The organism is Paraflavitalea sp. CAU 1676 (assembly GCF_029223285.1).
GTDB lineage: Bacteria > Bacteroidota > Bacteroidia > Chitinophagales > Chitinophagaceae > Paraflavitalea.
This window is the reverse complement of sequence record NZ_JARHUJ010000007.1, coordinates 269741-292620: the sequence shown is the minus strand read 5'-3', so window position 1 is coordinate 292620 and position 22880 is coordinate 269741. Positions and strand designations below refer to the sequence as shown.

At 51.6% G+C, this 22880-nt stretch carries 18 protein-coding genes; 12 read left to right on the top strand and 6 right to left on the bottom strand.

Features of this window, described 5'->3' with window-relative positions:
• Nucleotides 1-4 precede the first annotated feature (4 nt).
• The gene (locus P2H89_RS23620) at nucleotides 5-616 is read left to right on the top strand and encodes a c-type cytochrome (protein WP_275831595.1); all 612 of its coding nucleotides are present in this window, start codon (nucleotides 5-7) and stop codon (nucleotides 614-616) included.
• Between the two features lie 113 nt (nucleotides 617-729).
• Here P2H89_RS23620 and P2H89_RS23615 read toward each other — a convergent pair whose 3' ends face one another.
• Nucleotides 730-2187, bottom strand: a complete 1458-nt coding sequence (locus tag P2H89_RS23615) for a M20/M25/M40 family metallo-hydrolase (protein WP_275831593.1) — start codon at nucleotides 2185-2187, stop codon at nucleotides 730-732.
• A 312-nt stretch (nucleotides 2188-2499) separates the two neighbouring features.
• Here P2H89_RS23615 and P2H89_RS23610 point away from each other — a divergent pair, with 312 nt between their 5' ends.
• The gene (locus P2H89_RS23610; protein ID WP_275831591.1) at nucleotides 2500-3219 is read left to right on the top strand and encodes a hypothetical protein; all 720 of its coding nucleotides are present in this window, start codon (nucleotides 2500-2502) and stop codon (nucleotides 3217-3219) included.
• A 107-nt stretch (nucleotides 3220-3326) separates the two neighbouring features.
• On the opposite strand, the gene P2H89_RS23605 is transcribed toward P2H89_RS23610, so the two are convergent.
• Complete coding sequence (locus P2H89_RS23605) at nucleotides 3327-4919, bottom strand: ATP-binding cassette domain-containing protein (protein ID WP_275831589.1); 1593 nt, start codon at nucleotides 4917-4919, stop codon at nucleotides 3327-3329.
• A 429-nt stretch (nucleotides 4920-5348) separates the two neighbouring features.
• Here P2H89_RS23605 and P2H89_RS23600 point away from each other — a divergent pair, with 429 nt between their 5' ends.
• The 5 genes from P2H89_RS23600 (at nucleotide 5349) to P2H89_RS23580 (ending at nucleotide 9283) form a co-directional block, all read left to right on the top strand.
• Complete coding sequence (locus tag P2H89_RS23600; protein WP_275831587.1) at nucleotides 5349-6401, top strand: endonuclease/exonuclease/phosphatase family protein; 1053 nt, start codon at nucleotides 5349-5351, stop codon at nucleotides 6399-6401.
• Between the two features lie 251 nt (nucleotides 6402-6652).
• A complete protein-coding gene (locus P2H89_RS23595; RefSeq protein WP_275831585.1) occupies nucleotides 6653-6952 on the top strand; it encodes a hypothetical protein in 300 nt (99 codons plus the stop codon).
• 162 nt (nucleotides 6953-7114) lie between these two features.
• Nucleotides 7115-7648: a hypothetical protein gene (locus tag P2H89_RS23590; protein WP_275831583.1), complete on the top strand. Its 534-nt coding sequence runs from the start codon at nucleotides 7115-7117 to the stop codon at nucleotides 7646-7648.
• A gap of 132 nt (nucleotides 7649-7780) precedes the next feature.
• Nucleotides 7781-8287, top strand: coding sequence for a hypothetical protein (locus tag P2H89_RS23585; protein WP_275831581.1), 507 nt, complete (start codon nucleotides 7781-7783; stop codon nucleotides 8285-8287).
• A gap of 159 nt (nucleotides 8288-8446) precedes the next feature.
• Complete coding sequence (locus P2H89_RS23580; RefSeq protein WP_275831579.1) at nucleotides 8447-9283, top strand: alpha/beta hydrolase; 837 nt, start codon at nucleotides 8447-8449, stop codon at nucleotides 9281-9283.
• Between the two features lie 5 nt (nucleotides 9284-9288).
• Here P2H89_RS23580 and P2H89_RS23575 read toward each other — a convergent pair whose 3' ends face one another.
• Both P2H89_RS23575 and P2H89_RS23570 read right to left on the bottom strand, forming a co-directional pair.
• A complete protein-coding gene (locus P2H89_RS23575) occupies nucleotides 9289-10317 on the bottom strand; it encodes a type IX secretion system membrane protein PorP/SprF (protein ID WP_275831577.1) in 1029 nt (342 codons plus the stop codon).
• Between the two features lie 5 nt (nucleotides 10318-10322).
• On the bottom strand, nucleotides 10323-15479 hold the full coding sequence (locus P2H89_RS23570) for an Ig-like domain-containing protein (RefSeq protein WP_275831575.1): 5157 nt from the start codon (nucleotides 15477-15479) through the stop codon (nucleotides 10323-10325).
• Nucleotides 15480-15663: 184 nt separating this feature from the next.
• Here P2H89_RS23570 and P2H89_RS23565 point away from each other — a divergent pair, with 184 nt between their 5' ends.
• Nucleotides 15664-16227: a Crp/Fnr family transcriptional regulator gene (locus P2H89_RS23565; RefSeq protein ID WP_275831573.1), complete on the top strand. Its 564-nt coding sequence runs from the start codon at nucleotides 15664-15666 to the stop codon at nucleotides 16225-16227.
• A 153-nt stretch (nucleotides 16228-16380) separates the two neighbouring features.
• Complete coding sequence (yiaA, locus tag P2H89_RS23560; protein WP_275831571.1) at nucleotides 16381-16827, top strand: inner membrane protein YiaA; 447 nt, start codon at nucleotides 16381-16383, stop codon at nucleotides 16825-16827.
• Between the two features lie 68 nt (nucleotides 16828-16895).
• Here the strand turns inward: yiaA and P2H89_RS23555 are convergent, their stop codons facing one another.
• Nucleotides 16896-17789 carry a class I SAM-dependent methyltransferase gene (locus P2H89_RS23555; RefSeq protein ID WP_275831569.1) on the bottom strand — a complete coding sequence of 298 codons (894 nt, stop codon included), beginning with the start codon at nucleotides 17787-17789 and terminating at the stop codon, nucleotides 16896-16898.
• A gap of 394 nt (nucleotides 17790-18183) precedes the next feature.
• On the opposite strand from P2H89_RS23555, the gene P2H89_RS23550 reads away from it, so the two are divergent.
• Both P2H89_RS23550 and P2H89_RS23545 read left to right on the top strand, forming a co-directional pair.
• The gene (locus P2H89_RS23550) at nucleotides 18184-19074 is read left to right on the top strand and encodes a hypothetical protein (protein ID WP_275831567.1); all 891 of its coding nucleotides are present in this window, start codon (nucleotides 18184-18186) and stop codon (nucleotides 19072-19074) included.
• 183 nt (nucleotides 19075-19257) lie between these two features.
• Nucleotides 19258-20367: a hypothetical protein gene (locus tag P2H89_RS23545; RefSeq protein ID WP_275831564.1), complete on the top strand. Its 1110-nt coding sequence runs from the start codon at nucleotides 19258-19260 to the stop codon at nucleotides 20365-20367.
• Between the two features lie 2 nt (nucleotides 20368-20369).
• Here the strand turns inward: P2H89_RS23545 and P2H89_RS23540 are convergent, their stop codons facing one another.
• Entirely contained in the window at nucleotides 20370-20948 is a 579-nt protein-coding gene (locus tag P2H89_RS23540) for an outer membrane beta-barrel protein (RefSeq protein WP_275831562.1), read from the bottom strand.
• A 303-nt stretch (nucleotides 20949-21251) separates the two neighbouring features.
• Here P2H89_RS23540 and P2H89_RS23535 point away from each other — a divergent pair, with 303 nt between their 5' ends.
• The gene (locus tag P2H89_RS23535) at nucleotides 21252-22754 is read left to right on the top strand and encodes an alpha-L-fucosidase (protein ID WP_275831560.1); all 1503 of its coding nucleotides are present in this window, start codon (nucleotides 21252-21254) and stop codon (nucleotides 22752-22754) included.
• The last annotated feature ends 126 nt before the right edge of the window (nucleotides 22755-22880 follow it).

Below are 22880 nucleotides of genomic sequence, written 5' to 3'. Positions count from 1 at the left end.
AACAATGAAGCAATTCATGTACATGGCTGCTATAGCCATGGGTGTTTCCTTTGTGTCCTGTAACGAAACGGCCGGTAAGCCCGATCAGCCTGCCAACGACACGCTTGCCCTTGCCGCGCGCGGTAAATACCTCGTCACGGTGATCGGTTGCGGCGATTGCCATACGCCTAAAATTATGACCGAAAGAGGTCCTGTGCCGGATATGGAGAAATTCCTGTCGGGCTACCAGGCAGGCACCGAACTGGGGAAGTTCGATACCGCCATGACCAAAGATGGCCGGTGGGCCTTGCTGAAGGGAGACCTCACCGCTGCGGTGGGCCCCTGGGGTATCACGTATGCCGCCAACCTTACCCCCGACGATTCCGGACTGGGTGGATGGACACTGGAGAATTTCAGCAGGGCCATCAAAGGAGGAAAGTATCGTGGCGTGGAGAACTCCCGTCCGCTGATGCCGCCCATGCCGGTGGAGTCGCTGCGTAACCTTACCGATGAAGATGTCGAGGCGATCTACAGCTACCTGAAGACCATCAAACCGGTGAAGAACCTGGTTCCTGCGGCTCAATTGAATCCGCCTCCCGGTGCTGCTCCACCATCTGCTGCTTCGGCGGTACATTGAACTATTGAATTTTCGCTTGTGAGTACATGAGAAAAGGGGCCGTGATGGCCCCTTTCTGTTTGAGTATTTTTCTTATCTGCATGCCCGATTGGGCATTGTGATGCTTCGGCTGTCTAATCCTTCCAGCGCCATTCTCCTTCCAATTGCAGCGGCTCCTTAAGGTTATGCTTCAGCAGGAATTGTTTGGTCTCTTCATCGCTGAGTTTTTTGGCAGGGATGCTGTCGGCTGTTCCCAATCCATACAACAACATGCTGACGAACTTTACCGTATTCTTCATGCCCTGTTCGCTGTTCACGAGGCTAAAGACGTCGCAATCGGCATGGTAACAACCGGCAGGTCCGTTGGCGCCACGGCCTCCGCCGCCACCGCCGGTAGGCACGCCCTGCAGCATGAAGGGCTGGTGGTCGCTGTGCAGGCCTGCGCGGCTCGAAAAGCTATTGGTGAAGACGGTATCGATCTGTTGGGCAATACTGCCAATGGCCTGGAACAAGGGCTGTGCTTCGGGCGCACTGGAGGAAAAGCCCCGTACATCGCCCGTCATATCGAAGTTGAGCATATAACGCAGCTGATCGATCTGTTTATTTTTGATGGCTTCGTGCACAAAGGCTTTGGAGCCCAGCAGTCCCTGTTCTTCGCCCATGAACATAACGAACTGGATGGTGCGTTTGGGCTTCAATTGCAGTTGCTGGAAGGTGCGCGCCATGTCGAGTACCGAGAAGGAACCGATGCCGTTGTCGATGGCGCCGGTGGCAAGGTCCCAGCTGTCGAGGTGGCCGCCCACGACGATCTTTTCCTGGGGCAGGCTGCTGCCTTTGATGGTGGCGATGACATTGCGTGCTTTGATCTTACCTGAGAAGTTGGTCATATTGATGCGGCTAAACAAGGCGCCGGTCTTCAATTGTTCTTTTAACCGCATGCCATCTTCCTTGCCGATGCACACAGCGGGTATGGGAATGAGCTTGCCGGTGACGGAAGCGGTGCCGGTGAGCAAGGTGCCGCCATCTACGGTATTGATCACGATAATGCCTTTAGCGCCGTATTTGATGGCAATGGCTGTCTTCTCGGAGCGATGCAGTGAACGGCCGGTAGTGCCGGGCAGGGTGCCGAGGTATACGAGAGCGATCTTGTCTTTGGCGATGCCAGGTTTGGCGACATAGTCGCTATCGAGTCCGTTGCCCATATCGACCAGTTCGGCCGTAAGGTCGACCTTTACAGGCGAATGCGCCAGCGATACCGATTTAACCGGTTGCAGGTTGCTTTTGCTGCCTGCACTCACTGCCAGTTGGCCGCGGCTCCAGCTTTCTACCTCGAAGGGTTGGTATTGAATATCGGTGAAGCCATAAGATTTCAACAGGTTGAATGCATAAGTCTCGGCTTTCTTACCATTCTCGGAGCCGGTGAGCCGGTGGCCGATCGTTTCGGTCGCGTCTTTCAGCGTGCTGTAAGCCTTTGAATGTTGTTGTACTTCGTCGTTGATCTTGCGGAACACGGGTTCCCAGGAGGGGTCTTGTTGGGCCGATACGGTGAAGGCACCCAAGGCCAGTAAACCAGTTAGTATGGATCGTCTCATGTGTATAGGTTGAAAGCGATGAAAATAAGGAAAATATTGATTGCATCATGGCTGCATGTACGGGCGGCAAGGGTAATAGCCTGTATGGTATAGAAAAAAAGACTTACATTTAAACTACCAACCTCACATTCACCATAAGTATCATCCCGTTTTCTACTTTCACGTACCAGTTTCATCGTAAAAGATCCACCTGGCTTACCACCTTGTCCTTACCTGGCTAGCTGACCTCATGCCACGCGCCTTATCGCTCCCGTGTGCCTATGGTATCTATACCCGCCTATCAATTTTATTTACGCATTAAAAATCTACGTCATGAGAAAGATGCTCTCTCTCTGTTTGCTCCTGCCTGCTTTGGCCTGGGGCCAGGCTAAAAATGTAATAAACTTCTTCCGGGTATTCCCAAAGCCCGACAAAGGATTGGCACTGGAAAAAGCGCTTGCCGACCATGGTAAAAAATACCATACGGGTAACTGGAAGTGGCGCGTTTTCGATATTCAAACCGGACCGGATGCCGGTGGTTACCAGGTAATAGAAGGCCCGCTCAGCTGGACCGATTTCGATACCCGCGGAGACCTCGGCGCTGCGCATATGGCCGATTGGAACAATATGGTGGCGCCATTAACGACCGGTGCGGGTACACAGTCTTTTGTTAGTTTTCTCGAAGAGTACAGTACGGTGCAGGTAACTGACTATGCCGATAAGATCATCATCAACCACGTGTATCCCAAGCCTGGCATGGTGAATGAGTTGAAGGACATGGTGGGGAAGATGAAGAAGGCATGGGAGGTGGGTAAGGAGAGTGTGGCGGTCTATGAAGCCAGTTTCTCGGGTGAGCCGCAGCTGGCGATCGTTACCAGGTTGAAAGAGGGACTTAAAGAACTGGAACCTACCTACCGCAAACCCATGCCCGAAAGATATGCCGAGGCCAATGGGGGCAATTCCTGGAATGATTTCCTGAAATCGTATGCCAATGCGGTGGAGCGCAGGTGGAGCGAGATGTTGTTTTCGCGGCCGGAGCTGAGCTCAAAATAAAAAAATAACCGGGCGATGCGGGTGGGGCATTGCCCGGTTATCGTTGATTGCCTGCTGGTGCGCTTACTGTACCATCCTGGGATCTTCAGTACGCGCACGCTGCTGCATTACAAATTCCATTCTGTATCGATGCCTACGGCATCGAGAAAGGCCTGGTCGTGTGAGATCACTACCAATGTGCCCCGGTAATTTGCGAAGATCTTTTCCAACATAGTGATGTTCGTAAGATCGAGGTTGTTGGTGGGCTCATCGAGGAAGATGACATCCGGCGCTTTGGCTTGCAGTACCATGCAGCATAAGGATAACCGGAGCATTTCACCGCCGCTCAAACTGGCACAGGATTGATGCCATTGGGCGGGGAAAAAGAGGAAATTGGCCAGGAGGGTATGTACCCAGGCTGGTTCCAGTTTTCGTTCGTTGAAATGCATGGCCTGTTCCAGTACCGTTTTATGGCGGTCGATGAGCTGGTAATCCTGGTCGAGCAGCAGGGCCCGCACGGGTGTGCTTTGCAGCGAGCCTGCTGCAGGGCTCAGGTTACCGAGCAGCAAATGCAGCAAGGTTGATTTACCACTGCCGTTGGCACCGCTGATGGACAGGCGTTCGCCCGACCGCAAGGTAAAGGTGAGCGGTTGTGGCCATAACCAATTGTCGGAGGTATAGGCATGGTTGATCGCATCGGCGGCTGCCAGTACCTTGCCGTTGGGCAACATGGGCGCTTCGAAGTGCCCTTTCATCAAACGTTCGATCTCTACCATGGCTGCAGCGTTTTGCAGTTGCTGCCTCAGCAGGCCGATCTTGCCGGTATGTGTTGCCTGTAGTTTTGCCGTGGATCCTTCTGCGCTGTTGCGGCGCCCGTTGATCAGTATCTTGGGGATGCCGCCCTGTGTGGCTAATTTACTTGCCCGGGCATCGGACCGTTGTTTGCGTTCCAGCGCCTGTTGTTGCTGTTGCTTCGCTTCTTTCAATGCCTTTTCATGATGCGCCAGCTCCTGTTCTTTGGCGTTCGTGTTGGCTGCTTTCTGCGCGGCATACAGCTCATAGTTGCCGCCATAGGCGTGCATGCCTTTGGCATCGAGCTCGTAAATGGGATTGCATAACTGCAGCAACTGGCGGTCGTGACTGCACAACAGTACGGCCGTGCCGGTGTGCTGTAACCATTGATACAGCTGCTCGCGGCCTGCCTTGTCGAGGTGATTGGTGGGTTCATCGAGCAACACGATGTCGGGGTTGTACAAGGTAATGCCACATAGAAACAACCTGGTTTTCATGCCGCCGCTGAGCGACCACAATGGATCGTTGAGGTCGAGCTCCTGTAGTCCCCATTGCGCCAGGGCCGCTTCGCTGAGTGCCCGTATATCCCAATGCTGGTCCAGTACCTCGTACCAATGCGGGTTAAGATCACCGTTCTCTACTGCTTCGAGTGCGGTGAGCCAATGCGCTATGCCCAGGGCCTCGGCGATCGACTGGTCGCGGTAGTGGCCATAGTGCTGGGGTACATAATAAAGCGACCCCCGTAACTGTATGTCGCCGGTAGTGGCAGTTTGCCTGCCAGCGATGATCTGCAATAAGGTGGTCTTGCCGGCCCCGTTGCGGCCAACGATGGCGGCTTTTTCGCCTGCCGCCAGTGTAAGTTTAATTTGTTGAAATATAGGTTCCTGGTGGGGAAGTTGATAACTGATATGTTGAAGATTGATAAGCATGATGTCCATTGAATAAATAAAAAGATCGCTTCCGTTGGAGGGAAGACATTGCATAGCTGGCTGTAGAAGCAGGGATGGCTTTCATGATAAAATTATTCGTGAAAAAATGCTGCAGGGTAAAATACTGCTGTCTGAATGTTTGGGAAAAATATTAGATAGGCCGAAGCGGCCATTCAATGGCTCAGTATGAACTGATATGGGAGAATTAGCATTTCATGATGGCGCAAAGGTAATTATTTTAGGGAAATATCCAAGTTGGCCACCACTGATGCCTGTTGAATTTTTCCGGGGGCTGTAGAAAAACCTGATTTTCACAAGTCTTTAATCTAAATCGGGTACAATTCTCTTGTTGTGTCCTGACAGATTTGGTAAATTCATAGTGCCTGGTAGGGAGCCGTGCATCAATCTCCTTACCGATAAACTTCGACTATGAACTATTTCTATCTTAACCCCGTTAAGGAGCAACTCCTTTTTATTGACGACAAAGCGGACCGAAACACCGTCATCGACAATCTTATCACCCTCCGCGCTGCACTCAGCGATAAGAACAAAGGCATTCCCGAAAAGAAACTTACCGGCAACCTCATCCTGGGTACCTGGAATATCCGGGAGTTCGGTAACAGTAAATACGAAGGCCGGATGGTGGAATCGCTGTATTATATAGCCGAAATTATTTCGCGGTTCGATCTCATCGCTATCCAGGAAGTAAGGGATAACCTGAACGATTTTAACAGCATCTGCCGTATACTGGGCAACGACTGGGGCGTATTTACCAGTGTTGTTACCATTGGCGCTTCGGGCAATAAGGAAAGGCTGGCCTTCCTGTATGATAAAAGAACTGTAACGTTCAGGAACATTGCCGGTCAGGTCATTTTACCCGATACCGGCGATACAACACAATTTGCCCGCTCTCCGTATATCGTACGATTCCAGTCGGGCTGGCTGAAATTCGATATTTGTACGGCGCATATCTATTACGGCAATGCCACCAAAACTTCGGATGAGTACCACCGAAGAGTAGGGGAGATATCCGAACTGGTGGATTTTTTTGCCCGTCATTATGTTGAAAAGAAAGAAGCGAATAACCTTTTCATACTGGGTGATTTCAATATTGAAGACCGGAAAAGCGAAACGTACAAAGCGGCCACTTCTTCCGTGTTCCAGATACCCGCTGCTATCCTTAAAGAAAACTTACCCGGCAGCAATGTGAAGCAGGATAAGATCTATGACCAGATCCTTTATTACAACCGCTACAATGATATTACGTTCAGGAAGGCCGGCATCTTCAATTTTTTCGATGTGGTGTTCGACAACTATAAGACCTATGCCAAAAGGGCGCGTAAACACAGCAGTAAGGTGACCACACAAAAAGCATTCGACGATTTTAAGACGTATCAAATGAGCGATCACCTGCCATTGTGGGTGGAGATGAATACCGACCATACCGAGAGTTATTTAGAAATGTTGAAGCACAAAGAATAAATCGCAGTAAAAGACTAAAGGAATGTTATAAGTCTATCGTTGGATAAGACTATTTGGCAAACGCTGTCGTCCTGGCAGCGTTTATGTTTTTGTGCACATATCATAATAACTTAATCCTGCAGGAGCCGGGATCTGTTTATCTTCGTGTTTCCCCTGCGCGATGTAGCTGCATCATAAAGCTGGTATGGTTTTTACTACTGCAGGGCACCAGGACTAATTGTGATTTTGTGAACCATTAAAATGTGCGACCTATGATACCTGGTGCTTTGACTTTCGGATTTAGAACAGCAGATCAGGAATTGGATGATTTGATCAGTCTGGAATTCGAGAAAGATAAAATGGAACATATAAACCAATTCACCACCGAATCTCTAATTACCATCATACTGAGCGCTACCCGTGAATCGGTAGACCGCTTGTTGATATTCTTCGGGCGTCATCGCGAAAGCTTCACCGTAGCATTTGTACGCATGCCCAATGGTGCGACATTATCCTTATTCGACCATGGTGAAAAGGACCTGTTACACCTGGCTATGTCCGGCGACCGCTAATCTCCTTCGTCTATTATTATTTCTGCAGGCTTTAACATTGTGTGTGGCAGATTATACCCATACAGTTGATGATGGAATATCGTATATTGTGTATATCATGGGTTTCTGTATTATGATTAATTGGATGGCCCATTGTGTTATTAACAATTCAACCGCGCTGCTATGGAAAATAAGTACTACATCACCCGACGGGAGGACTTGAGGGATCATGCTGACAAGACAGAGATCAGCCTGCAGGAGTGGATGGGTTTTGTGAAGATGGACCCGGATATGCGGTTGGAAAATGAAACCACTGTAAAGCTGCCGGATGGAAGCGATTATACCTATCCAAGTCCCGGCAAAGCGGTTTGGTTGTACCGGGAAGCCGGTCAGGCCAGTCCCCGCGAAGTATTGTTCGATTATGAATCGGGGAATGTCGTGATCAGTAATCCGGATACAGCCACCTTAAAGAAGATCCAGCATATTGCGTTTAAGTTAAATACCCGCGTGTTCAAGGAAACACCCCACGATACGGGACATATTATCGCCGAGGAGCCGGTATTGGTGCCCCGGTTTAGTTTTTCTACGATGATGACGCCTTTCAGGAAAGTGTTTACGCATGTGGCACATTCCCTGCAGCAATCGATCTTCTCGCTCTTCAACAACAGTCCGGAGAAAATAGTGCGGAATCCGGATGATAAAACAAAAGACCAATAATTTATTGAACTGGGGTGCTTAGTACCCAGATTGAGTGACCGCTTTTTATCACGGGCATTGAGTCTCAATGCGGTTGCTGGTACGGGTAAAATGGCAGTCGGTTTGCTTTTCCTTACATCAAACCGCACTACTATGGAAGAGAAGATCTACATCACCAGGAAGAGCAATTTGTTTGAGCATTCAAACGGCCGTGGTATCAGTCTGGAAGAGTGGAGTCGTTTTGCCGGAAGAGATCCGGAGATGAGGTTGGATAATGCGACGACGGTAACGCTTGACAACGGCAGCACCTATACATATACGAGTCCGGGCACAGCCATTTGGCTCGATCGATTGCCCGGCGAATCTGCGCCCCGCGAAATACTATTCGATTATATTGACGGCGCCATAGAAGTGAACGATCCGGATGCGCGTACGCTCGACAAGATCCGGCATATTGCTTTTAAGCTGAATTCAAGGATATTCAGTGAAACAAAAAGATGGACCGAAGAGTTGCCGGTTAGCTTGCCTGCGCCAGCGCCTGGTTTCCTGTCAATTGGTCTTTTTGGATCCTTGAAGAGGTACCTGCCGCGCATCGGTTATTTCTTCCAGCATTTTGCTTTTGCACCACATCCCAATGAGGCGGATAAAATAAACGAATGATCATGTCAATGCACCCGGCAGCAATGGCTGCCGAGCGGCTCCGCCACCCAGCGGAGCCTTTTTTATTGATTGCCTTCGTAAAAGGCCAGTGGTTTTGTCGCAATGCCCCCGTTCGTATCTTTAGCGGGGCCTTTACCTTTAGCGGGCAAAATACCCATGATGAAAAAACTTCTTGCACTGTTATTTATGACAACATTTACTACCATGACCAACGCACAAACTGCCACCGGACAGTATGCCAACATCAACGGACTCAAACTATATTACGAAGTTCATGGCACAGGGTTTCCGCTTGTGCTGATACATGGTGGCGGGTCAACGATCGGTACTACCTGGGGGCGTATGCTTCCCCTGCTGGCCCAAACGCACCAGGTGATTGCCGTAGAAATGCAGGCGCATGGTCACACGCCCGATATAGACCGCCCCCTTAGCTTTACTCAGGACGCTGATGATATTGCCGCCCTGCTGAAACAGCTGCATATTGCCAAAGCCGATATTTTTGGTTTCAGCAATGGCGCCAGCACTACGCTGGAAGTTGCTATCCGCCATCCTCAACTGGTGAACAAGATCATTGTGGCTTCTACTTTCTACAAGAAGACGGGCGCGCAGCCCTGGTTCTTTCCGATGATGGCGAAGGCCAGCTTTGATGAAATGCCCCAGCCTTTTAAAGAGGCGTTCCTCGACATCAATCCCGGCAAGCAGGATGCGCTCTATGCCATGTTTAAACGGGATGTTGCCCGCATGCAAAATTTCCCGGAGATCAAAGAGGCTGATATCAAAGGCATCAAAGCACCTGCCCTGATCATCTGTGGCAACCAGGATGTCAATACGCTGGAACATGCTTTGGAAATGAAACAACAGATAGAGCATGCACAACTGGCTATTTTTCCCGGAGGCCATGGTGATTATATTGGCGAGCTCACGAGTTTGAAACCCGGCGTACAACCATTGCTGCCGGCGCTACCGGTGGTGTCAGCATTTCTGCAGGCTAAATAAATGGTTCACCATACATTCCTGGGCGAATCATCTGCATACTTGTTGCCCAGTATAAAGCCGATCATGAGCTCATGACTTCCGCGGCTCACGGTATTGAGTGGAGTGATGGTATAATCGTACGCATAGCCCATGACAATGCCTTTGGCGATCGTGAGTCCCGCCATGCCGGCATATCCTTCATCGTGCCGGTAGGTGGCCGCTATCCAGGCCAGCTGCCGGTATTGCAGTTTCACATTCACATCGGCGCCAAGTGGCAGCGGCGCTACGTACCGCATCATCACCGAAGGCAGCAGGCTGAATTCTTCGCTCAGGAAAAAACGGTATCCTGCTGTAATGAAAGTGTGCGGTACCAGTTTGCCGGCTATGGGCACTACATAGTTATCGGCCCAGGACAGTTTAGCGGGTACCAGTTGCTGAACGGAGGCACCTACAAAGAAGTTACGTCCATACAACCACAAGCCCGCATTTACTTCGGGCTTTAATTTATTGATGGTACCCTGTCCGGATACAGCCGGATCGACCGTGCCATCTCCAAAATCCACTTCGTTCTGCCGCAGGCTCCATTGCGATATGCCGGCACTGGCACCCATGGCCAGCGTAAGCTGCGGCCCCAGCGGTACATGGTAAGCAAAGGTACCATAGGCGGTAAACCTGTTCAACGGCCCCGTACGGTCATTGAGTACGGTGAGGCCAATGCCCGCATGGGCGGGCGGCGCCTCATAGGTACGAAAATAGGGGTCGCCCAAAACCTTGCCGTTGGAGGGTTGGTAACCGGTAGCCGTGATGCGGCCATATTCATCTTTCTTCAAAGGTGTTTGTATCGTTAAGTAAGTAGTGACGGGAGCACCCTCGATGCCCGACCATTGATGGCGATGACTTAGCCGCACATCCGTATAATTCTCAATACCCGCCAGGGCGGGGTTGAGTATAAAGTTATTGAGCACGTATTGCGTGTAATGCGGCAGCTGTTGTGCCTGCAGGTTCTGCATGCTCAATAAGCAACAACAAACGGCATATGGTAAAAATCTGCGCATGTTGACTATTTTAAGAGGGTGACTGAACCAGACAGTTTAGGCTTCCCATTCTTTAAGTCGATTACATAATAGTAGGTGCCGGCAGGCAGTACATAACCATTGTACGATCCATTCCAGCCGCGGCCCGGTTGAAATCCCTTGGCGTGGTATACAGCCTGGCCGTTGCGGTTGAATACCTGTATGTCTGCCGAGGTGAAGCTTTGCAGATCAGTAAGCTCCCAGGTGTCGTGGATGCCATCGCCGTTGGGAGAAAAGGCATTGGGGATCCTGATGCCCGTGATCACCGACACGGTTACGGCGTCTGTCGCCTTACAGCCATGACCGGTGGTGGCTTCCAACTGGTAAGTGGTGGTGGTAGCAGGACTAGCTACTGGTGTGGCTGAGTTGGTATTTTGCAAACCGGTTGGCGGCAGCCATTGAATAGCTGTTACATCGCTGCTTAATCTTCCTTCCAGTAATACTGTTTCGCCTTTCAGGATGGTCTTGTCGGATCCCGCATTCACTTCGGGCAACGAATAGATCGTCATGGTAATGATGTTGGAGGTAGCGGTGGCCGGAACGGCGCAGGCGGCATTGCTGGCGAGTACGCAGGTTACCACATCGCCCTGATGAAGCTGACTGGTGCTAAACGTGGTACCGCTGCCGGTAGGCTGACTGTTCACCTGCCACTGGTAAGTGGGTTGCGAACCACCTTCTGTACCCATGGCTTCGAAAGCGATGAGTGTGCCTGTGCAGGTATCGTTGTGGTCGCTGCGGATGGTGATGGCAGGGGTAACGGCGGGGCGCACCGTGAGTTGCACATCTGTACTGTCTGCACAGCCGCCGGGTGTGGTGCCGGTGTACCGGATAACCGCGGTGCCGGCACTTTGCCCGGTAACGAGGCCACTGCTGTTCACCGTGGCGATAGCAGGTTGCAGGCTCTTCCAGGTGCCCTTTACATTGGGGGTAGCGTTGGCCAGCTGGGTAGTGCTGCCTTTACAGACCGACAGCATGCCGGTCGTTGACAGCATCACCGGCGGGTTGTTGACCGTGATGGCCACCGGCGCACTGGTTACGGAGGTGCTGGTAACACAACCGGCATCGGCACCCGGGGTGATGACGCAGCTTATTGCATCGCCGTGTTGCAGCGAAATGCTGCTATAGGTATTGGCGGTTACTCCGGTTGCCTTCCCATTCAATAACCAGGAGTAGGCAGGGTTGGTGCCAGCGCCCTGACTGTTGACCGTAAAGTTTACCACCGCCCCTTTACAGATCATGGTAGCGGAGGGGTTGACGGTAACCGTAGGGGTGATCGACGCATTCACGGTAACATTGATGTCAATGCTGTCCTGGCATCCTGCCCCCGATGTAGCGATATAGCGAATGGTTGCTGTGCCGGTACCCAGGCCGGTGACGAGGCCGGCTGTTGATATGGAAGCAATGGCGGGCTGCAGGCTTTTCCATTGGCCGGTGGCATTGGCGGTTGCATTGGACAGCTGGGTGGTAGCGCCGGGGCATATGGCCAGGTTGCCGGTAATGGGCGCCATGGTGGGGGTTGGATGGATGGTAACAGAAACAGGTGCACTGGTTACTGTGGTGGTTGCTATGCATCCTGCGTCGGCAGACGGAGTCAGTACAGCACTTACGGCATCACCCGGTTTCAATGTTGAGGGTGTATAGCTGGCGCCGCTGATGCCGGTAGCTGTATTGTTCAGTAACCATTGATAGGCGGGCGTATTGCCTGCCAGTGTGCTCACGGCTGTAAAGCTGATGGGGCTACCGGGGCAGATGGCGGTTGCTGATGGGTTGACCGTGATGGTGGGATGCACCTGGGCACTAATGGTAAGCGTAATATCGATGCTGTCCTGGCAACCGGCGGCTGAGGTGGCTATATACCTGATGGTAGCGGCACCCGTAGCTACTCCCGTAGCGAGACCACTGGATGAAATTGTGGCGATGGCTGGTTGCAGGCTCTTCCATTGGCCCGTGGCGTTGGCGGTGGCATTGGTCAGCTGCGTCGTGGCGCCGGGGCAGATGCCTAAGTTGCCGGTGGTGAGGGCCATGGTGGGGCTGGGATTGAACGTGACGGATACGGGAGCACTGGTGACGGTGGCGCTCGTTATACACCCTGCATCGGCAGAAGGCGTCAGTATTGCACTTACTGCATCACCCGGTTTCAATGTTGCGGGTGAAAAAGCGGTGCCGGTGATGCCGGTACCTGCATTGTTCAATAGCCATTGGTAGGCAGGCGTATTGCCGGCTAATGTGCTGCTGGCAGTAAAGCTGACGGTGCCACCGGGGCAGATCGCGGAGGCTGATGGTGTAACTGTGATCGTTGGTTGCACCTGGGCGTTCACGGTGAGCACGATATCTATACTATCCTGGCAGCCCGCCGCCGAGGTGGCAATGTACCGGATGGTGGCAGCACCGGTAGACACCCCCGTAACGAGGCCGCCGGGAGCTATCGTTGCGATGGCCGGCTGCAAGCTCTTCCACTGGCCGGTGGCGTTGGCTGTAGCGTTGGTTAGTTGCGTGGTAGCGCCGGGGCAGATGCTCAGGTTGCCGGTAGTGGCCACCATAGCGGGTAATGGATGCACCGTAACGGCGATGGGTGGGCTGGTGATCCTGGAACTGACTACACAGCCTGCATCCGCAGATGGCGTGAGTATACAGCTTACTTCGTCGCCGGGGTTGAGGGTGGTGGTTTTATACACCGTGCCCGTAGTGCCGGCTGGTAAGCCATTCAGCAACCACTGGTAGTTGGGTGTGATGCCTGCCATTGCGCTGTTGGCGGTAAAGCTTACTTCACTGCCCGGGCAGATGGCCGTTGCCGACGGACTTACCGTGATAGAAGGATGTACTACGTTGCTGACGGTGATCGTAATTTCTGTACTGTCCTCACAGCCATTTGCCGTGCCGGCGATGTACCGGATGATCGTGGAGCCGGTCGTTAGGCCCGTTACCAATCCCGATGCCGATACATCGGCAATGGCTGGTTGCAGGCTTTTCCAGATCGCCGTACTGCTCACGGTAGCAGTGGCCAGCTGAAGGGTAGTACCCGGGCAAATACCCTGGTTGCCCGTGATAGGTTGCATCACAGGGCGCGGGTATACGGTCATCACAAAGGGTAGACTGGTAACGGTAGGGCTGGCGAGGCAGCCGGCATCTGCCGAGGGTGTCAATACGCAGGTCACTGCATCGCCATCCTGCAGCGTAGAGCTGCTGAAGTTGGCTCCGGTAATGGCGGTTGGTGTGCCGTTCAACATCCATTGATAGGTGGGCGCTGTACCGGCAAAGCGACTGCTGGCAGTAAGTTGGAAGGGGGTGCCTGCACAGATCACCGTGTTTACGGGTGCGATGGATAAGATCGGCGTTACGAGGGGATCTATCGTTACAGTCGTTTCTACACTATCCACACAGCCATTGGCCGATGTGGCGATATACCGGATCACTGCCGTGCCTGCTGATACGCCGGTTACGAGACCGCTGTTATTGACTGTTGCGATGGCTGGTGAGAGACTTTTCCAGGCCGCACTATTGTTGAGGGTGGTATTGCTTAGTTGCGAGGTAGTCTGGCTGCATAGCGTAGTAGTGCCTGTGATGGGCTGCATGACTGGTGGCAGGTTAACGATCATCACCACATTATTACTGGTAGCGGATGGTTGTGCCAGGCAGCCCGCATCTGCAGAAGCTGTCATGATACAGGAAACGATATCGCCATTGGCGAGTACGGCGGGTATGAATGTATTGGTGCCTGCACCTGCATTGAGGCCATTCAGTTTCCATTGATAGATGGGCGTGTTGCCGCCATGATCAGGTGCCGCCGTGAAAGTGGTGATCTTACCCTGGCAAACGGCGGCGTCTGCAGGTGCAACAGTCACAGCAGGGGTGAGGTTAGGATCTATCATTACAACACCTGTGCTGGCGAGCAATCCATCGACCGTGGTGACCACAGCGCTGTAATCGCCTTCACCGGCAGCCGTAAGGGTCTTCACGATCGTGGGGAAGAACTTTTGTACCCGGTTGTTAAGCACATCCAGCACAAAGAAATGTCCTTCCGCATCTTGCTGTATGGCCAAGGGCAGGTTCAGTTGATCCGGGCCGGCGCCTTCGCCGTTATTGATCACTTCCACGCCCGCCGCGTCGCCGATCTTCCAGCGTACGATGCGATCGTTGTTGGCATCGGCGATGAGCAACTGCCCATCGGCATCGAAGATGATACCGGCTGGTGAGCGAAGTTGATTGAGTGCATTGCCCGGGCCGTTGTTGCCGGCTACCACGGTACCAGTTAAGGGGGAGGCGCCCGGTGTCCATTTGGTAACACGGTGGTTGGCGTATTCGGAGATCAACAGATCGCCAGCGGCATCCATTAGTATGGAGACCGGCTGATCCAGTTGCGTTAATGCCGGGCCGTCACCAATGCCACCGGCTACTTGTACGCCTGCCGTGAGGGAAGTGGACCCGTTCGGATACCGCAGTACGCGGTGGTTGTCGCGATCGGCCACATACAGTCGTTGCGCATTGTCGATATACAATCCTACGGGAGAGTTCAGTTGGGTGAGTGCCTGTCCCAGTCCGTTGCCGCCGGCTACCACTACACCTACCGAGGCCTGGCTTAAGGGCGGACTGAATTTAAGCACCCGGTGATTGTTCATGTCGGCGACAAACAGGTTGCCGGTTGCATCGAGGAAGAGGCCGGCGGGTTTATTCAATTGGTTCAGGAGATCGCCCTGTCCATTGCCCCCCGCCACGATCACACCATCCGTCAGTTGATCAGAACCCGGCGGGAATTTAAGCACGCGGTGGTTGTTGTAATCGCTCACATATATGTTACCTGTTCCATCCATGATCATGGCCAGGGCGCTGTCGAACTGTTTCAGTCCACTGCCCGATCCATTATTACCGGCCACGGTGATGCCAGTCCAGGTGGCATTGACCGTTTGCAGGGGGGCATTGTTCTTTTGCCATTCTATCTTTTGGATGGCGATGCTGCTGTTGACCGTTAGTATACTGCCGGGACAGTTGGTGCTATTGCTGAGGGTGGGCACTGCTGCCGCCCGGGTACTATTGCTACGTGTGGGAGAATACAGTTGTGAGTCGCCTTGTTGTGCTGCGAGCAGCAACAGGGCGAGCAGGGCCTGCAACCGGTATATGCTGCGTAGACGGGTTTGCATCGCAGTCATGTATCGTTTTAGTGATTACGCGGACAACAGGTAGTTCGATAGGAAGTTGAAGATAGATAGTGAAGTTTACTACTATGAATGTACCCCCTTTTCCGGGAGTTCTTGTCAGACACCATTAATTTACGTATTCTTACCCGGATTTGCCAGCTATTGCACTATTTTTAATGTGTAACCCCGTGACTGTATGGACCAATTGTTTCGCCACCTGAAGAATTTTTACCACCTCACCGATGAAGCCCGGGAAGCGTTGGCTGAATGCTTTACCAAGCATGTATTGCCCAAAAACGAATACCTCATCAGCCAGGGAAGGGTTTGCCGGCACCTGTATTTTTTGGAGCAGGGATGTCTGCGGGGGTATTATAACCTCGACGACAAGGAGATCACCCACTGGTTTGGCTTTGAGAACGACTTTGTGACCTCTTTTCACAGTTTTATCACTGAAGTGCCTGCTGTGGAAAATATTCAGTTGATGGAAGGCTGTGTATTGTGGGCGATCACGAAGGAGCGGCTAACCGCCCTGTTTAATGATCATCATGATATCGAGCGGCTGGTGCGCATTGCTTACGAGAAGTATTATATCCGGCTGGAAGAGCGATTTGTCAACGCCCAGTTCCGCACAGCTTCTGAACGTTACCTGCAACTGATGGAGCAATCGCCTCACCTGCTCGACCGGGTGCCACTTGGTTATATTGCTGCCTATCTTGGTATATCGCAGGAAACACTGAGCCGGATACGCAGTAAGCTGTAGGGCAGGTGCGGATAATAGCGTTGACCTGTAACCTGTGCATAGTGAGTTGTAAATCATGGCCTCGGGCCTTTAACATTTCCTTGATCGCTATTTGACTGTTGTCAAATAAAGCCCCATTTGTCCGTGTTAGTTTTGGGAACCTAAAACAAACATATGGAACCCAAGCAAACCCTTGCTCCTTCTGCCGCCTTTATTGCCGCTTCGTGGATAGCCCTGCTGGCTGGTATGATCGCTTTCAATGTAGGCTTATGGAATGCCCAGATGGCGCTGAATGAAAAAGGATATTACTTCACAGTACTGATGTTTGGCCTGTTCTCGGCCATTTCGGTTCAAAAATCCGTGCGCGACCAACTTGAAGGTATACCAGTTACCAACCTGTACTATGGTATAGCCTGGTTCACTACCTTGTTATCGATCCTGCTGCTCACGATTGGGTTGTGGAATGCGGAACTTAACAAAAGTGAAAAAGGCTTCTATGCGATGTCGTATACGCTCGCCATATTTGGTGCTATTGCGGTGCAAAAGAATACGCGCGATATGAAAGCGGCCAAGCCAGACGAACGTCCTACTGGTGGTATGCCCGGCGATAAGCAAGCATAATATGTTTTCGCATACAAAAACGAGGCGTCTCAAATAGATGAGACGCCCCATTTTTTATAGTGAATCTATTAAGCAGGTTTCTGCAGGTGCAGGAACAGGTTGATGCCTGCGGGTTCTTTCTTTACGCGGGCAGCCCAATCGGTGGCGCCTGCTTCGCGGGCCAGGTCGATGAGGTGCTCCGGACTGCGGTGGTGCAGGAACCAGTTCATGCCTACTTCCATAAAGGCCTTGTTGGGGTTGCCCTCTACGAAATTACCGATCACGAGTTCGCCGCCGGGTTCTACCCAGGTAAGCAATTTGCGCAGCACGCGCACGAATACGGCATCGGTAAAGTAATCGAACAAGCCGGCGCTCCATACCAACTGGTATTGCTGGGTAGACCTGTACGTGAGTATGTTTTGCTGAATGAATCGTACCCGCTCATCGTGGTTGATGAGGTGTTGGGCATATTGAATAGCGCGGCCATCCTGTTCTACACAGTCGATGAGGGTGTCCGATGCGGGCTGCGCATCATAATACTCTTTGATATCCCGGCAGGGGCCACTGGCGATATTCAACACACGCGATAGCTGTTTGCTTTGCAGCAGATCGATGAAATAAGCTTTACGGTTGCGTACGGCTTCGGCGGCCGGTTGCGACTGCGCAAAATCGTCCCACCGTTGAACAGCAGTTCCCGCGCCGCGGTAGTTGGTGTAGAGCCGGTCGATCAGTTGAAAGTCGCCTGCATATCCATAAGGCTGCAGGTAACAGAAACCGGAAATGGAAGCTGGCGAAGTGAATACACCTCCCTGTTGCCGGATGTTTTCAAACTGCCTGAGCACGGCCTGCGGATCCTGCTCATACTCGCTGATAAATAATTCGTTCAGGAATGCGTAATCTTTTTTCAAAGGGCCTTTTTCGATAAGGTCGGCAGACAAGGTAAACGGAATAGTGGCTGTTTGCATAGCTAAAATGCTTTTCATGGTTTTAAAAATGGATCGTTGCCATCACCTGGTATATGCAGGAGGGATGTTGCTGCATGACCGGCATTGATCCTTTCGGCAACAAAAGTGCAAACCATTGTGGCGGCATCAAACTATTTCCGGGTTAAGTGCGGTTTTGGCAACCTACACGTGTAAATATTGCGATGAATGGTTTGCCGCATTGGCATTTCTACTCCTTTAGAGGTGATTGGTAGTTCTTTCGACCGGCTTCGTGTCGTTGTTACTCCGTTTTGTAGTCGATGTCAATTGATTGATGTGGAGATTCTTGTTATGTCGGTATTTTGTCGGTTCAAGCGATATTTTGGCGTATTCGTGATAAAGCAACGGCAGTACCCCTTCTTCCTGCTTAATATTGAGGGCTAATCCGTTTACGATGAAACCATTGCTTTTTCTTTTGACTGTTGGTTCCCTGTTGAGTGCCCAGGGGGTGATGGCCAGGCAGCATGAGCTGGCTACAGAAAAGGGGGACTGGCGGCCAGCGCCCACGCAAAACATCAACTTCAATAAGGCTGGTTTTTGGGGTTTCCCTAAACAGCTTCAATTGGATATGCGGGCCAATATGGCCAAGGTGATGGAGGCTATTCATCAAACCCCTATGCTATATCCGCCCAAAGGCTATTCTGTAGGGCTATACGCCATGCTCTGTGAATATGGCTGCGAAGGTAAAAAAGTAATTGCCGGAGAGTCGGGCGCCATTTTTCTCGAGTATAGCCGGGTGAGCAGCAACGGGCCGGTCAAAACGGACCAGGAAGGCCCTTCGCTGAATGTTCACTTCAATCATATCGGCCGGTTGATCAATAATACGGGCGTTGATCCGGAGGCTGTTTTCGATGAGCCGGAGATTGATGGTTATGTGCAGGGGTTTCCCATCTATGGCAAGTTTGTGGTGATCACCAAACGCAAAGAACCGTTGTTCATCCCGATCACGCGTGAGCATAAGTTGAAGTTGGACATTGCCGAGGCAAAAGAATGGGAAAGGGCGGACCAGCTTACAAAGCTGCAAAAGGAACTTGCAGCGCTGACACCCGAACAGAAAAAGGAGTCCGTGATAGGCTTCAACAAAAGAACCCTGGTGCGCGTCAATCCGAATTTCTATGACCCCAAATTACCTGCTTCCGCGGTACAGCTTGTGTTGATTGATCTGTACAAATACCAAAAGGGTACGAGGCTTTATGATCAGACGTTCTGCGACCATGAGAAAGCGTTGGTGAACGGGATCCGGGAAACCCTCGACCTCCTCAAAATACAGTCAGTATTACAATAAGAGGCTTGTTTTATCAGTCGCCTTCCTTTAGCAGCCAGTTGCCCTGGCTGCTTTTTTTTGCGGGTCGACTGCCCGCAGTGGTCGTATTATTTAGTCGCTTGGGCTGATGAAGGCGTACTTCGTCGCAGGAGCGCCTGTGCGATGCAAGCCGATCAGTATTATTGCTCCGTAATACCATGTACCATGAGACCAAGTCTGGCGATCCTGCTGCTTGTACAACTGACTATCCACACCGTTGCATCTGCCCAATATACCAATGTGCCGGAAAAGTTCAGTTGGAACCCTGCACCCATGAAGGGTATCTCGTTCAGCCGGGCGGCGTATTTCGGTTTCAACCAGCAACAGCAATTGCAAATGCGCGCCAATATGGCCAGCGTGGTTGAATTGATCCACCAGTTGCCGGTACTTAATCCGCCCAGGGGGTATGAAGTAGACATTTTTGCCACGCTGTGCGAACACAATTGTGATGGCGGTAAGGTGATAACCGCTGAATCAAGTCTTATTTTCCAGGAGTATTTCCGGAGAGGCAATAGCACGGTTGTGGAAAGGGATGCTGAAGGACCCTCGCTCAATATTCATTACAACAGCATAGGCCGTATTGTGAGCCGTATCACCGTTGGTAAAGATGAATATTTTGAAGAACCATATTTAACGCGCCAGGAGCAGGGGTTTCCCGTATACGGCAACCTGGTGGTGATTACCAAACGCAAAGAGCCGCTGTTTATTCCGTTGCCGAAGGAGCGATACTTTCAGATAGAGATCGCTGCTGCGCAAAAGCGGGCGGATGAGGTAAAGAAGAGTTTCCGGGAGGGTAGTCCCTATCAACAATGGTTGAAGAGCAAGGATAAGAATATAGAGGCGGCTATGAAAGGATTTGAATGGGCGGCCAAAGAGGACCCCGTGAAGGCAAAGGCCAATAAGGAAAAATTTCTCCAGGGCATCCGGCAACAGGATAGCATGTACAAAGCCTGTGAAATTCAAAGCCTGCGCGACCAGCAGCAGATGGTCGATAAGTTCGATGCCGACGTTAAGAAGTTGCAGCAGGAGCTGGCAGGTCTTTCGGTTCAGGAGAAGGTGGAACCCATGATAGGACCTAACAGCCGGCAGTATATGCAGATCAATCCGGGCTTCTTTGATCCGAAACTTCCACCTTCCGCTTTGCAGATACTGGTAATCGATCTCTTTAAATATGAACCCGCGAAGGAATATATGTTCTCAGTAGCTGATAAAAAGCTGTTTGCGGATATCCAGGCAACCCTCGATCTGGTAAAATTGCAGTCGTTGTTACAATAGTATTACAACCTGAACCGAATTCCCGCATTAATGAACAAACTTCTCGTCTTACCCACATCTGCTACGGTAACATCATCGCCCACCTTGCTGAGTGACCACTCGTACTGGAAATCCATATAGAACATCATGATGTCGACGCCGGCGCCGGCATACAGGCCCCAGGTAGCTGTATTAAACGCGTCTTTATCAAGATCGCTGATCGAGGTGAGGAAGAATCCGGAGAAGCCACCCAATGCCCTTACATTGACCAGGGACTTTGTGCCGCCGAGTATACTATAGCCAACTGTGAGTGGAATACGAATGCCGCTCATGTTGTAATCGATATTCTGACCGCTGCTGCTGGTGGTGGTGTATTCGGTACTCTTGTGGGTCCAGTAAAGGCCGGGTTCGAAATACAGTTTCTGACCGATCTCCACACTGCCACCCACCTGGTAACCAACTTTTGATTTGTATTCTCCCGTGCCGGGGTCTTTCGAGAAATCGGTGAAGTTGATGCCGAGTGCAGGCTTGATAACGAGTTGAGCATGGGAAGTACTTACAATCAAAGTCAGGCAGGCCGAAGCCAGGTAAATAAACTTCATACGATTGATTTTGAACCACCGGCTAATGAGCCAATGGGCTATAGTTTAATAGAATGATTGACAGGATCAGACCCGGAACAGAAAGGCAGTTGTCGAAAAGGAAAGGGAAAAAAGGGGAGGTGAGAATAACTACGTCGATGAGTTTGTAAGATATTGTAATTAGCTGACTTGTAGAAATCTAAATTTGCCTGCGCACCCGGTTGCGCATGACCTTTGTCGGCCTTTCATTATCTTAGAGCTTATCCGCTGCTGCGCTGTGCCTGAGGGCCGGCACGCAGCTTTACCAATCACCCCCATTCAACGATGCGTACCATCCGGTTCTTAAGCTTCCTGTTCCCGGCCCTGATCAGCCTGCATGTCAGTATTGCCCAAACCTTATTACCAGCGACGAGTCCCAACCTGGCGCAACAGGCCATGATCAAAAGAGGATATGGCATGTTCATTCACTTTGGCGTCAACACGTTTACCGATATGGAATGGTCGGACGGTTCGATTCCCGTTGAGAAATACAATCCCTCGCAGCTCGATCCGGAGCAATGGGTGCGTACGGCTAAAGAGGCCGGCTTCCGGTATGTGTTGCTGATCACGAAGCATCATGACGGGTTTTGTTTGTGGGATAGTAAGTACACGACCTACGATGTGGCCTCCTCGCCTGTTAAGACCGATGTGGTCAAGGCGGTATCGGATGCCTGCAAAAAATATGGTATCCAGTTCGCGGTGTACTATTCATTGTGGGACCGGCATGAAGCTTCGTACAAAGACAAAGATCCGCAGGTGTATATCAACTACATGCTCAACCAGCTTACGGAACTGTTTACGAACTATGGCAGCATTTGCGAGTTGTGGCTCGATGGCGGGTGGGATCGTAAGCCGGAGCAGTGGGGTGTGGACCAGATCTATAAGCTGGTGAAGAAATACAGTCCGGCCTGTGCGGTGAGCGTAAACCATACCATCGTTAATGAGGAGGGGAAGCGTAAGTTTACACCGCCTGCTGATATGACGGTCGATAATAAATACTACTTCCAATACTTTCCCTCCGACTTTCGCCTCTGGGATCCCAAGCTGGCCAATAAAGCCGACAAGAAGCAATACCTGCACGAGGGCAAGTCGTATTATCTTCCTTTCGAACATACATTGTGTCTCAGTCACCGGTGGAACTGGTTTCAGAAGTCGATGAACTTACCGGTACGTGAAGCTGACGAACTGGAGGAATTGTTTTACTGGTGTACAGATAACCAGAACTCACTGGTCATTAATGTGCCACCCGATCAAACGGGTCGCATCCGCGAATATGAAGCAAATGCCGTGATCGAACTGGGCAATCGGTTGGGCATTACGGCGGGCAAGCCATTACCGCGCAATGGCAGGTTTATTTCGCTGCTGCAACCGGCAACGGCCACCAGCACCTGGCCAGATAATGACAACCGTTATGATGCGGCTAAACTCACCGATGGCAACCTCGATAGCCGCTGGGCTTCGAAGGATACGCTTGCGACGATCGAGATCGCGCTGAATCCTGCACAGTCTTTCAATAAGATCAGCATCTTTGAGTACAAGGATACAAAAGAGCTGCCCGATGGTTTTTCGCAGGTAAGGTTGCCGCGCATCCAGGAGTACAGTGTGGATGCCTGGCTGAACGGTCAATGGCAAACGGTCTATTTGGGGCAGGAACCGATGGGCGACTGCAAAGTGATCAGGCTGGTGCGGAGTTACCGCAGCAGCAAGCTGCGCCTGCGCATCACCAAAGCCTCGGCGCCTCCTTCGATTTATGAGATCCATGTGATTGATAGGGGAAATAGGAAGTAAGCGGCTGATACTCAGCATTCCCGGATAGGACGCAGCAACACAGGTTGCCTTTCTGGGGTGAAAAGCTAAAACAATCTATTTCGCTGTTGGCGGAACAGGTATTTCGGCAGTGTCTTTGATACGCGC

Coding starts and splice junctions, on each gene's coding strand:
- P2H89_RS23615 (WP_275831593.1), bottom strand. CDS start 2,187: ATGAGACGATCCATACTAACTGGTTTACTGGCCTTGGGTGCCTTCACC.
- P2H89_RS23545 (WP_275831564.1), top strand. CDS start 19,258: ATGAGACCAAGTCTGGCGATCCTGCTGCTTGTACAACTGACTATCCAC.
- P2H89_RS23570 (WP_275831575.1), bottom strand. CDS start 15,479: ATGACTGCGATGCAAACCCGTCTACGCAGCATATACCGGTTGCAGGCC.
- P2H89_RS23580 (WP_275831579.1), top strand. CDS start 8,447: ATGAAAAAACTTCTTGCACTGTTATTTATGACAACATTTACTACCATG.
- P2H89_RS23620 (WP_275831595.1), top strand. CDS start 5: ATGAAGCAATTCATGTACATGGCTGCTATAGCCATGGGTGTTTCCTTT.
- P2H89_RS23610 (WP_275831591.1), top strand. CDS start 2,500: ATGAGAAAGATGCTCTCTCTCTGTTTGCTCCTGCCTGCTTTGGCCTGG.
- P2H89_RS23605 (WP_275831589.1), bottom strand. CDS start 4,919: ATGCTTATCAATCTTCAACATATCAGTTATCAACTTCCCCACCAGGAA.
- yiaA (WP_275831571.1), top strand. CDS start 16,381: ATGGAACCCAAGCAAACCCTTGCTCCTTCTGCCGCCTTTATTGCCGCT.
- P2H89_RS23600 (WP_275831587.1), top strand. CDS start 5,349: ATGAACTATTTCTATCTTAACCCCGTTAAGGAGCAACTCCTTTTTATT.
- P2H89_RS23540 (WP_275831562.1), bottom strand. CDS start 20,948: ATGAAGTTTATTTACCTGGCTTCGGCCTGCCTGACTTTGATTGTAAGT.
- P2H89_RS23590 (WP_275831583.1), top strand. CDS start 7,115: ATGGAAAATAAGTACTACATCACCCGACGGGAGGACTTGAGGGATCAT.
- P2H89_RS23585 (WP_275831581.1), top strand. CDS start 7,781: ATGGAAGAGAAGATCTACATCACCAGGAAGAGCAATTTGTTTGAGCAT.
- P2H89_RS23575 (WP_275831577.1), bottom strand. CDS start 10,317: ATGCGCAGATTTTTACCATATGCCGTTTGTTGTTGCTTATTGAGCATG.
- P2H89_RS23555 (WP_275831569.1), bottom strand. CDS start 17,789: ATGAAAAGCATTTTAGCTATGCAAACAGCCACTATTCCGTTTACCTTG.
- P2H89_RS23550 (WP_275831567.1), top strand. CDS start 18,184: ATGAAACCATTGCTTTTTCTTTTGACTGTTGGTTCCCTGTTGAGTGCC.
- P2H89_RS23535 (WP_275831560.1), top strand. CDS start 21,252: ATGCGTACCATCCGGTTCTTAAGCTTCCTGTTCCCGGCCCTGATCAGC.
- P2H89_RS23565 (WP_275831573.1), top strand. CDS start 15,664: ATGGACCAATTGTTTCGCCACCTGAAGAATTTTTACCACCTCACCGAT.
- P2H89_RS23595 (WP_275831585.1), top strand. CDS start 6,653: ATGATACCTGGTGCTTTGACTTTCGGATTTAGAACAGCAGATCAGGAA.